The sequence below is a fragment of the Maledivibacter sp. genome (assembly GCA_025210375.1).
Taxonomy (GTDB): domain Bacteria; phylum Bacillota; class Clostridia; order Peptostreptococcales; family Caminicellaceae; genus JAOASB01.
This window is the reverse complement of sequence record JAOASB010000046.1, coordinates 1-11,781: the sequence shown is the minus strand read 5'-3', so window position 1 is coordinate 11,781 and position 11,781 is coordinate 1. Positions and strand designations below refer to the sequence as shown.

General features: G+C 34.2%; 9 protein-coding genes. 1 reads left to right on the top strand and 8 read right to left on the bottom strand.

Annotation, left to right across the window (positions count from 1 at the left end):
* The 4 genes from N4A68_16360 to N4A68_16345 all read right to left on the bottom strand — a co-directional run.
* The coding region (locus N4A68_16360; protein MCT4565871.1) for a phage tail family protein at nucleotides 1–379 on the bottom strand (379 nt) is incomplete at its 3' end.
* A gap of 1 nt (nucleotide 380) precedes the next feature.
* Nucleotides 381–2,198 (bottom strand): hypothetical protein, encoded by a 1,818-nt coding sequence (locus N4A68_16355; GenBank protein ID MCT4565870.1) that lies wholly within the window; start codon nucleotides 2,196–2,198, stop codon nucleotides 381–383.
* A gap of 282 nt (nucleotides 2,199–2,480) precedes the next feature.
* Nucleotides 2,481–3,035, bottom strand: coding sequence for a hypothetical protein (locus tag N4A68_16350; protein ID MCT4565869.1), 555 nt, complete (start codon nucleotides 3,033–3,035; stop codon nucleotides 2,481–2,483).
* Nucleotides 3,036–3,247: 212 nt separating this feature from the next.
* A complete protein-coding gene (locus N4A68_16345) occupies nucleotides 3,248–3,757 on the bottom strand; it encodes a hypothetical protein (protein MCT4565868.1) in 510 nt (169 codons plus the stop codon).
* 831 nt (nucleotides 3,758–4,588) lie between these two features.
* Here N4A68_16345 and N4A68_16340 point away from each other — a divergent pair.
* The gene (locus N4A68_16340; protein MCT4565867.1) at nucleotides 4,589–5,098 is read left to right on the top strand and encodes a DUF5698 domain-containing protein; all 510 of its coding nucleotides are present in this window, start codon (nucleotides 4,589–4,591) and stop codon (nucleotides 5,096–5,098) included.
* Nucleotides 5,099–5,311: 213 nt separating this feature from the next.
* Here the strand turns inward: N4A68_16340 and N4A68_16335 are convergent, their stop codons facing one another.
* The 4 genes from N4A68_16335 to N4A68_16320 form a co-directional block, all read right to left on the bottom strand.
* A complete protein-coding gene (locus N4A68_16335) occupies nucleotides 5,312–7,057 on the bottom strand; it encodes an ABC transporter ATP-binding protein/permease (protein MCT4565866.1) in 1,746 nt (581 codons plus the stop codon).
* The gene (locus N4A68_16330; protein ID MCT4565865.1) at nucleotides 7,057–8,802 is read right to left on the bottom strand and encodes an ABC transporter ATP-binding protein/permease; all 1,746 of its coding nucleotides are present in this window, start codon (nucleotides 8,800–8,802) and stop codon (nucleotides 7,057–7,059) included. Before N4A68_16330 ends, N4A68_16335 begins: the two co-directional genes overlap by 1 nt.
* A 273-nt stretch (nucleotides 8,803–9,075) precedes the next feature.
* Entirely contained in the window at nucleotides 9,076–9,693 is a 618-nt protein-coding gene (locus tag N4A68_16325) for a TetR/AcrR family transcriptional regulator (protein ID MCT4565864.1), read from the bottom strand.
* A 335-nt stretch (nucleotides 9,694–10,028) separates the two neighbouring features.
* Complete coding sequence (locus N4A68_16320) at nucleotides 10,029–11,132, bottom strand: DUF1266 domain-containing protein (protein MCT4565863.1); 1,104 nt, start codon at nucleotides 11,130–11,132, stop codon at nucleotides 10,029–10,031.
* Between the last annotated feature and the right edge of the window lie 649 nt (nucleotides 11,133–11,781).

The window sequence follows — 11,781 nt, the reverse complement described above, 5'->3', positions numbered from 1 at the left end:
GAAAGGCAGTTCCCTTGTTTTCTATGCCCTTCGGAAATACCGGTGAAGCATCTATCATGCACTCTATCTCTTTTTTTCCTCCGTCATAGATATAGGTCAGCTTACCCCTTCCTAGCTTTGGGTTTAGGATGTTTAGAAGCCTATGACGCTTATTGTATAGATCTGAATCATTCTTTCCTATAATCGCCGCTTCTAGGGATATAACCCTAGGATTTAATCCCGTATCCAAGTAGGTTGAACCATCTTGAAAGGGTGATTTTTCCATATATACCTCTGTTTCTATACCCCCTACCCCCGACAAAGATTGGAGAATATAGGGCTTTCCACTTCCAAATTCTATGGACTGTCCATTGCTATTTGTAAAGATTATTTTTTCCATGCTATACACCCCATTCCATGGCTAATTGTCTTGATACCTCTAGGGTCTTTTTCTTTATTTCACTTGGACTAAGGGGAGTAGGGCTGTTTATGGTTATGCTTTGGTTTATGGATCTATTTATACCCCTTGCACCGGCCCGTTCCAGTGGAAGGACTCTAGCGTTTTTAGGTAGGTCTAGTATTTCTGGACCTCTTTCACCAACAAGTACTCTACCCGAGGACATGATCCGTCCTCCATTTGCTAGCTTCTTCGTTCCCCTATCCATTATGGCTTTAGTTTTTCCCTTCACTGTTATGTGACTATGCTTACTGCTTTTGGATAACAGTCTTCCAAGCCAATCCAAAGCCTTTTTGATCCCTTCTATCATGGAATTTACAAAATCCATTACGCGTTTTATACTTTCTATGACATCTTCAAATATATCAATGACCCCTTCTACTACGTTTATGACTATTCCAAAGGCTTCTTCGATAATAGAAGCAATCACTGGGAAGAAGGGCTCAACCCAATTGTATAGAGTCTCTAATATGGGTAGTAAATCGTCTTGGAATATCTTGAATACCCTTTGTACTATCTCCCATATCTTACTGAAGGCTGTAATGAAGAATTCCTGTATAGCCGGTAGATTCTCCATAAGCCAATCTAGAAAGGTCATCAATATAGGCATTAGGCTTTCACTAAATCCTTTGAATACCTTACTGATTACTTCCCATATCACGTTGAATACCGTGGTAAAAAACCCCTGTATAGCCGGGAAATTTTCACTAAGCCATTGTAGTAAAATCGTCAATACAGGCATGAAGTTTTCTTTAAACAATGTGACTACCTTGCCCACCACAGTATTTATAAATTCAAATACCCCATTGAAAATTCCCTGTATTGTGGGCATATTGTTTATTACCCAGTCCAGGAACAATTGGATGATAGGTAGTAGTGCCGTGGCAAAACGCTGCTTCAATCCATCGACTATTGAGGCTATTGTACCCATGGAATTTGAGAATTGTAGATTTGCATCTATTGCCTCTTCCCCCATGACTAGTCCAAATTGATTTGCTTGCTCAGAGTACCTTTGTATACCCTCTGCTCCTGCATCCAGCATTGGAATCATATTGGTAAAGCCCTCTCCAAATATCTGGGTTCCAAGGGCGTTTCTCTCGGTTTCATCCCCCATGGCGGCTAGTTTCATCAGGGTTTGATTATATACCTCGTCGGTACTCAACATCTTTTCATTATTGTCTAATAGAGATATACCCAGTGCATTAAAGGCTTCTACCTGCTGTGTTCCACCATTGGCTGCCTGCTCCATGGTTTGGGACAACGCTCCAGCGGATTGCTGAATACAGCTAAAATCTACCCCCGTTTGGCTGGCTGCATATTTAAGCTCCTGGAGTCTTGTGGTGGACAGCCCTGTGGTTTGGCTCATTTTATCTATTCCCTTGGCTGCCTCGGCAGTCTTATTTGCTAGACTCACCATTGAAGAAACAGAATTTATCACCCCACCCATTAATGAGGTTATGGAACCCTTTATTTTTCCTGCCATGGATGACATCCCATTGGATACATTAGCCACGGCTGTACTGGCTTTATTCATCATCTTATTTACCGATAGATATACATTTACTATCTTCAAGCCTATATTTATAAATGGATATATCTTTTTTGAAACCCCCATCATCTTGTCTGCTATTGTAGAAATACTTTTTCCCATATTTATCATCTTTGTTCTTACTTTTTCTATTTTAGGAGCCATTTCACTAAGTTTTTTCTGTAGTTCTCCAGATTTATTAATGAAATTTTCCATACTTTTCAGCTCATTCACTTAGTCACCTTCTTTCATAAACAAAAGTGCATATGCACTTTGTCAAGCTGAGATGATATATAAAAACCATAGGAAGTAATCATTCCCATGGTTTCAGGCTGCCTAACAAACCTGAATTTCTTCGTTGTTGCTTCAAGCAAGAACCCTTACGTATGTGTATATACGCTGCGGTCTCTCGCTTTCAGCACGCCTCGAACTTCAGTTTGTTAGGCAGCCTGTCATCTTGTTGACTTTGTCAACAATCTGAAACCATGGGCAGGATTATTTCCCATGGTTCTTAGTTTAGGCTTTATGTTTTGGAAGTCTAATTTCATATGGTGCTTTTTTAGGATTTTGTGGGTCATAGTGGGCTGTGAATTGAACCTGGGGAACTATGTCACTCTCATGTTCAATAGCCATCTCAATATTGCCATCCCCTAGGGCATTATGGAGAATGATTACCATGTCTTCTCCCCTTTGGTTTTCTCCAACAAAGGCAACGTTTTTGATATAGTCTTCGTCCTTTAGATTTATTCTTTCGGTGATACTATAGTATTTCTCATTGGAATCCTCTAAATCAGTGCCACCAAAGAATTTCGTGATATTGTCCTTATGCAGCTCCAGTGTATTTACTAATAACTGTGGACTGACCTTGATCTTTCTTCTCAATCCCTTTACTTCTCCATATGCACCATCCTGCTCAACGCTCATGAACTCTCTGTTGGCATTAAAGCTTGAGCCACCCTTTGTGGCACCTATAATCATCTCATCTGATTCTCCAAAATTGAAATATACTGCTCCTGCTCCTAGATATTTATTACCTGGATCAGCTATTTTACTTTGTGCTTTTGTAGTCATTATTTTCCCTCCAATTTTTAATATGTTTTATAGTGTATTTCGATTTTCCAATTTCCCATGGGCTGTTTCCTGTGTAGTCTACTAATTGAAGCATTTGTTTCTACATCTTAATTAAGATAATAGATTACGTTTTTAACGTGCAACGCCACGAATATCATGATAAATCCAATCAAAGTAAGTTTATTAAAATCGGCTATTTTAAAATTATGTCTTTAGAGTTTATTCAAACCAATAATATCTGTATCTATTATTAGTCTGCATATCTTATCTATGGCTCTTTTCTTTATCACCCTACACTGCCTTTCCTCTATATTTACTTCAAAGGTAACAAAACGCCAAATCTTATTTTCAATGTATTTCATCTCAATTATTTGTTTCTCTAAATCCGTTAAGCTATCAATTGCACTTTGAATTTTTTTTAAAAATCTTTGAAGATGACGTTTTTTGTACCTAAGTAAATCCATTGTTTGTTGAATCTCTAAATCCTTTATTGCTTGAAGCTCTGTTTTTGAGAATAGATTATTTGTTTTTATCAAATTATCATAATTAATCCCCTTCAGTCCTATACTTTGTAAATCCTCAAGATCTGCGATCTCAAGTTCAATCTCATTTATTTTAGCCTTATACTCCTTAATATTTTTAAGTATTTTCTCTACTTCTTTAATATTAATTTTTTTCACTGCCGATTTTTTACTTTCTACTCTTAAACTAGAATTATTCATTGATGATTCCCCCTGTATTATTTATTGGTACCACTATAGAGAGTGCCAGTTAAAGTCTTGACTGAAATCTCTATAAGCAAGAAAGGATATCAAATATAATTACTTTTAAGTTACGAATTGCATATTTTGTAATAATATCTCACATCCTAAAGTATAGTATATAAATTTGTCGGAAACCGGCATACTTCCGGCACTTTTTCGGCAGTTTTAATTTTTTTTTTATATTTCCATAAAAAAATCCCAGAGCAAGCACTTCTACTCCGAGATTCTTTATCTACCTTTTGCTATTTTAAATTATATTACATATCTCCATGGAATATCGGCACAATATCGGATATTTTCCGGAACTATTTAAGCAAAATATATAGGTTAAAACTTTACAATATAATATTAGCACAGCTATGTATGTAAAAAAAGGAACAAAAAGGGAATAAACGTAGCTGCCCTTATCCCACGCCTAAGACCCTTGAATTTGAATGAATTAAGATGTGTATAAAGGACAAATTCACTGAATTAGCTACATACTCCAAATATTGATAAAGGTCATGGTTCTCCCTCCCATATAAAATCCCTTATTTTTTAGAAATATATGATTCAATTTCCATATTATTTAAAGATAGCTTTGTCATGGAAAGAAAGGTGGTAATGGTTCTTTAATTACCATAATTAATTTAACAAATAAAATATATTGACAAGTGAAATTTAACAACTATAATATATGTTAATTAGTATCAAATTTCTAATTATGGATTTCTTAAAATGATTGAAGAAATTCCATATAGATATTCCAGTTAGATAATTAATTTATATTTTTTGAAAAGGAGAATGAACGTGATATATTTACTTATTCTTATAGTAAAGATTTTTGAGATCACACTGTCAACGACAAGAATTGTATTAATTACGAAGGGTGAAAGATTGAAGGGAGCTGTTATTGGTTTTGTAGAGGTAATTATATGGGTAATATTGGTTTCTACTGTATTGGTTGATGTTAGTAACGATCCTATAAAAGTATTTATATATGCATTAGGTTTTGCATTAGGAAATTATATAGGATCTATGGTAGAGGAGAAAATAGGTATTGGTACCGCAAGAGTTGAAATTATAGTAAAAGAAGAGCATGGAGGAGAATTAGTGGATAACATTAGACAGCATGGTTTCGGTGTAACTCTCCTTCAAGGTGAGGGTATGAACTATCGCCGTAATGTTTTAATCTCCCATATCAAGCGTAAAAGGTCAAAGGAATTTATCGATATTGTTAGGTCATATCAAGATAATGTTGTTATTACTATAAGTGAAATCAAACCAATATATGGTGGATATGGTATTCTGAAAAGATAATATAGAGATGTGACTAAGAAAATTAATAAAAAGAAAAGAGAATGACTTCAAGAAAACTATCTGAAAGAACATATAAAAATTCGTAGAAATGACAGTACGTCAGTTCTTAGGCCCGTAGGCATGGACGCCTCACGGGAACATTAGAATTTTTATATGTTCTTGAAGGTTTAACCAAGCAAGAGTTATGCAATTTCCTTTATTTACAATATTACACTATACATGCCATTCTTCACTGGTTATCAACGCCTTCCAAAGCTCAGAATATCTATGATTTTCTTTTAGAAGCTCATCATGGGTACCATATCCTGTTATTTCGCCTTTATCTATTACAACGATGGCATCGGCTTTTTTTATAGATGAAAGCCTGTGGGCTATCACCACAACCGTACGATTTTTAGCTAATTCTTCTAGGGATTTTGTTATTATTGCCTCATTTGTACCATCTAATGCCGATGTAATTTCATCTAGCAATAGAATGGGGGAATCCTTTAAAAAAGCCCTTGCAATACTTACTCTTTGCTGTTCTCCACCGGATAAAGAGCTTCCGCCTTCGCCTACAATGGTATTCCAGCCATTGGGAAGCCTATCTATTACTTCATCTAATCTTGCCCTTTTAGCGGCGGATTCAATTTCCGCCATGGTTGCATTAGGCTTTGCCATGGCTATATTTTCTTTAATGGTGGTATTAAATAAGTATACCTCTTGAAATACCATAGATATTGCCCCCATTAAATCTTCGGGGTCTATATTTCTAACATCCTCCCCATTTATTAATATGCTTCCACTGTCTACATCCCAAAATCGTGCTATAAGTCTGTTCACAGTTGATTTACCACTACCCGATGGCCCCACTAAAGCTGTCATACTTCCAGGGGGAATTGAAATATTAATATTTTTTAAAACCTGTATACCCTCTACATAACTAAAATTCACATTTTTAAATTCAATCTCATAGCCACTGGTTTTACAATCATTTTCCACATCCCTTTGTATTTTTACAGGATTCTTAGATTCAGATAATTTTTCTGCATTAACAATAGAATCTATTCTATTTAATGCAGATAAGGATTTATAAATTTCCGAGCCGTAGGGTAGAAGCCCTGCCAGTGGATTTGAGAAGCTTATCATTGCTATTGTTATACCTATGAAGGTATATATTTCTATATTACCTGAACTAAGTTCTATGGCTGCTATAATGAGAATTAACAATGATCCTATATGGGCAACGGCCATGTATTTAGACGATGTTGAAGATTGACTTTTTAAAAAAGTAAGTGAACCTTTTTTATCATCTTCAAGGGATTTGTCGAGCCTATCCCAGCCACCTACCAAAGCCCCAGCTGCCCTTAAAACTGGTTGCAGCTGTGCAAATTCAACAATGGTAGACTCCATTTTTTGATTTGCCTTTGCTATCTCTTTTTCAATTTTATCAAGGGATCGAAGGTTTAATTCCCAAAAGTACTTTAAGAATATCCCCATAATAAGTGTAACTACTCCTATTTTCCAAGATATAAGTGTAAGGGCAATACCTATTACAAGTGAAGCGGATATCAAGGTTAAAATTTCTGGAAGCACAATTGAAGGATAATGGGATAGTGTATTTATATCCGTTGAGATGGCTTTAGAAATTTTACCCTTTGAAGAAGCGTCAAACCACCCTAGGGGAAGCTTTGTAATGGCACTTCCTATCCTATGTATTTGGTTATCGCAAACCTCCCATATTGCCATACTATTTCCAATATTTGTTGCCATAAAACGGAAAATAAAGCAAGACAATGCGGTGATTCCTACTATAAAAGTCCATAACCACATTCTATTATAATTCCCTAAGAACAAGTCTTTAAATAGGGGTATGGTAAAGGCTATTGATAAACCTTGCAATAATCCACTTGCTATAAATAAAAGTTTTAGTATTAAAAACCTCTTCCGTGTTTTTGGGTCACGATTAAAAATATCCATTAATTTTCACCTCCAATATGGTTTTGTGCCTGCCACATATTTTGATAAATTCCAGTGGAATTAGCTAATTCATCATGTTTCCCCACCTGTTTTATTTCACCGTCCCCTATAACTAAAATCTGATGGGCATTTACTATGCTTTGAAGCCTATGGGCAATAATAACCACAGTTTTATCTTTACCTAGTGAACTAAGGGCTTTTTTGATTTCAGCTTCCGACTGTGCGTCTGCTTGGGCAGTAGCCTCATCCAATATCACAATAGGTGTATCTGCTAAAAATGCCCTGGCAATGGTAAGTCTTTGGCGTTCTCCCCCGGATAAGACTACATTATCCTCACCTATTACCGAGTTATAAGCATTTGGCAGCTCCATGATCCTATCATGTATAAACGCCGCCTTTGCCGCATTTTCTATTTCCTCTTTCCTTGCATTAGGCTTCGATAAAGCAATATTGTCTGCTATACTTCCTTGCATTAATGATATATCTTGAAAGACTAATGAAATGGCAGCTAACAAATCTTTTTCTGCTACATTTTTAATATTTACACCACCTATACTGAGCCTACCGGATTCCACATCCCAAAAGCGTGCAATAAGCCTTGCCATAGTCGTTTTCCCCCCACCGGAAGGTCCCACAAGGGCAGTGATTTTACCCTTTGGAATTATACAATTTATATTTTTTAGAACTTGATTTCCTTTTTCATAGCTAAAGGATACATTATTAAATTCAATATCACCTAGAACTAATTTTTTAGGATTTTCCTTATAAATTTGGTCGGCCTTTGCATATAATTCAAGGAGTGTATCTAGGGAATGCTTACCGTCCCTGATATGATTACCAATCTGCATTAGAGTTATAAATGATGTTGGTAAAGCCATGGATAAAAGTAAAAACAAAATTGTTTCTTCTGGAGAAAGCCAACCTTTTCCAATGGAAAATATACATACAACAAGGGTAAAAAAGACAATTACGGCGGGTTGAATCGCGGACATCATGAACGCCATAGGCTTTGATCCACCACTAAGCCATTCATAGGAAGTGTTTGAAAATCTGCTTACGGCATTCTCAAAACGTGCAAACAAGGAATTCGCCAATCCAAAGTTTTTTATTTCCTTGATCCCGTCTACCATCTCTATAGCGGCATGGGACATTTCTCTTTGTGCTTGTTCGTATCTTGAATTGATGTCTTGCCCTGAGCGGCTTTTTTTTGCCATCCATATCATACCTATAATTAAAATGGTGAAAATCACACTTATAACCATGAGGGCTGTACGCCATTCAAAAAAAAGCATCACGATGACACAACCAATAGGCAGGCTTATGGCAGAAGCTACTTCGCTAAATCCATGGGCAATTATTGTATGGATTTTGATTGTATCGTCGGATATGAGCTTCCTTATTGCACCCGATGATGTGGTAGTAAAGAAGCCCAGGGGTAATCTGCTAAGTTTTTCTGCAAAATCTTTTCTTAAATAATATCTAAATTTTGCTTCAACAATATGTGCATAACCTAGGCTTGCCATATGTAGAATTTGCCTAAGCAATATACCTAGTCCTGCAATTATTATCCACAATAAAAAACGATTTGTATCACCAAGCATTATATTGCTTACGGCTATGGTTATGGCAATAGGCCCTATTACTAATGATAGGGAACCCAAAACAGATAGAATAACTGTGACAATTGCCTGTGTTTTTATTGGTGATATTAATTCACTTAGATTCTTTGGATAGTTTTTAATCATATTCTCCTCCTATCAAATTTCTAAATTCAAAATTTTATCCCATGTCTTATATAGCCCCCATAAAAGCCAGATCATGGTCATTTCCAACTACTTCAATTAAATTCAATCATCTATCGAGGAAATTGCATAACTCTTACTTGGCACAATTGCATATACGAATATCATCCTTGATTTAATTGCTTAAGATATAAGCATATTTGATGGTATAGATTTGAGGATTTTAAAACTACATGTAGTAGATGGTTTTTATAGAAAGTAATTATGCAATTTGCTCTATCTATAAAAATCCAGTATATCCTTCCAATTGAAGAATATATTAATCTTTTTCGCGAATTCAATTGCTTCCTCATAACTAAAATCATGGATGATAACTTCAAACAAAGTAGTCCAATAGGATGTTAATAATATATGAAGCTCCTTGTAGGTCATATCATTGTTGCTCATCCCCCTTTTCTTTAATTCTTCAATAAATGAAAATGTAAGTTCTGCATTTTTTTCAGTGAAATTATGAAGATAATTAGAATAATTACTCCCCTTTGCTTTGCACAAAAGCATTTTCATGGCGTCATATTCAGAATAAAAAACATCTATCCAGGTCTTAAGATAATCAAATCCATTCTCTGCATTGTACTTCATATTATTATTTTCTTTACGTTCTATGTTAAGCTCATACATCTTGATATTGGTACGTTCAATAATATCAAGTGCAGGTTTAACCATGGCTTCAAAAAGTTCTTCTTTCCCTTTATAGCGAGTATAGATTGCCCCCGTGGCAACATTTGCTCTTTTAGCAATATCCCTTAATGTAGCATTATTAAAGCCTTTTTCAAAAAATACCTGTTTTGCACTCTCTAAAATCAGAGGATTTAATCGTTGGTCTTTAACAGCCATAATTTCTCCTTTCGACATATCGTGTTAACATCAAAAACATCGTTCTTGATAAGTGTAGCATTGTTGATAATGAATGTCAATATCAATGTAATTTTAAAGTGAAATTAAGTGATTCATTTAAGAGAAAAGAGGGTTAGGGTTGAAAAGTTGAATTAATATGATATTAATTCAACTTTTCAACCCTGACCCCGACCCCTATTTAAACAAAAACACTCATAGAATAATTATCCTCTATGAGCGTTTGAATTTTATCATTATATATTTTCTTTTATATACTAAAACAATTAGTTTTGTCATTCAAAATTGAGTCAGCAGAACTATCGAAGTGGTAATCTTTATTTTAACGGTAAATTCCAATCTATTTTAGTCCATGGGCTTTTTTCATTTACCAAGAGCCAGTCTTTAAATATAATTGCTTCTCTATAGCAGTCTTCTCCTCCCCAAAAATATCTTCCCAATGCATAATTTCCACTCATTTCATCCCATGATGAAAATGTTTTTTGGAGTATTATAGCTGCATCCATAATTTCTTTTACAGCCTCATCATATTCTAAGTACCCAATTTTATAACAGCAACCTGCAATATGTACTAATCTACAATAATCCCATGCAATTAAACTCTTATTTCCAATTTCTTTGTAATATTCCTTTACAAATTTATATTCTTCAATTTCTTCTCCATCTAATTTATTGAGTAAACTATTATATTCTTCCTCTGTTGCTTGTGTTACATATAGTACCTTTTTATTGTAGATTTTCCTATGCCCTGCTTCTTTTAACCATTTGATGCTACTTAATGCATCTTTTCTACTGTTTATGTCCCAACTTTCGCTTAAAGATCTTTTTGTTTTTTCAATATTATACTCAGTAGGCTCTTCCATACCAATTAAATCATATTTCCCATTATTCATTTTAACTAGTATAGCATTAGTTGATAGCCCCCATTTCAATTGCTCCTTACTATAATCTTGCTTATCATCTGTTTCTAATGTTTGAATCATTATAGTTTTAGTTTCTTCATCTATGGTTACATTGGCACCTAAATTCTCACATATGAAATGTACTGGTACCAGCGTTCTCTCAAATAGCGTCACTATCTCAACATCTAATTCTACCTCTTTGTCATTGATTTTTGCAATATTGCTACCAGTTTGCAAAGTAATTTTAGTATCTTCTTTGCTCACTATAATATTTTTAGTATCTTCATTCCATTCTACTTTAGCATCTAATAAGTCACAAATAGATCTGAGTGGGACAGTAGCAGTGGTTTTATTTACTATTGCAGAAGGTGTATAGGTACTTACTAAGTGTCCATTAAATAATACATTGAATGTAACACTTACTGCATAAGCATGTTCAACATTTACAGACAAATATGTACAAATTAAAAATAAAGTTAATAAAATAGTACAAAACATTCTATTGTTTCTATTCATCATTAGCGGCCCCTTTCAACTTTTAAGAATTCATATAATCAAACTTATATATGTTCAAATATTTTTGAATTCCCATGTAGATAAATTAATAGTATTAACTTTATTTTACAATATTACTTGTTTGATTTTCAAGAAAAAAGTAATTTCTTCCAAATAATTTTTATCAGAACAATTATTTCTTTGTTTCTAGGTGCATATTTCTCTATTTAGGAAATTGCATAACTCTGACTTGGCAGAATTGCATAATATATATGGTATAGGTTTGGAGATTTTAAAACTATATATAGTAGATAGTTTTTGTAATAAGTAATTATGCAATTTGCTCTATTGTCTAAAATAAAAAAAGGAAAATAATTAAAAATAACGAATTATTAACAGTAAAGTAAATTAATGTAGAAAATATTATGAAATCAAAGGAGGTCAACATATATGGATAAATTATTTCGTAAATTTATAATATGGATTACTGTAGTAACATTATTTTTCTCTCCAATTCTAAATACTGAGGTTTTTGTATTTGTCAATTGAAAATTCCCCTAATTTCTAATTAAACTTTCCCCTAGGGGAGTAAAAAAAATTATTGATTTTGAAGCCAAAGCTTTGTTTCTTTTAGTCTATAGGAATTGCCATTCATATTAACTATATATGATTT

Coding starts and splice junctions, on each gene's coding strand:
- N4A68_16330 (MCT4565865.1), bottom strand. CDS start 8,802: ATGATTAAAAACTATCCAAAGAATCTAAGTGAATTAATATCACCAATA.
- N4A68_16335 (MCT4565866.1), bottom strand. CDS start 7,057: ATGGATATTTTTAATCGTGACCCAAAAACACGGAAGAGGTTTTTAATA.
- N4A68_16325 (MCT4565864.1), bottom strand. CDS start 9,693: ATGGCTGTTAAAGACCAACGATTAAATCCTCTGATTTTAGAGAGTGCA.
- N4A68_16320 (MCT4565863.1), bottom strand. CDS start 11,132: ATGATGAATAGAAACAATAGAATGTTTTGTACTATTTTATTAACTTTA.
- N4A68_16350 (MCT4565869.1), bottom strand. CDS start 3,035: ATGACTACAAAAGCACAAAGTAAAATAGCTGATCCAGGTAATAAATAT.
- N4A68_16345 (MCT4565868.1), bottom strand. CDS start 3,757: ATGAATAATTCTAGTTTAAGAGTAGAAAGTAAAAAATCGGCAGTGAAA.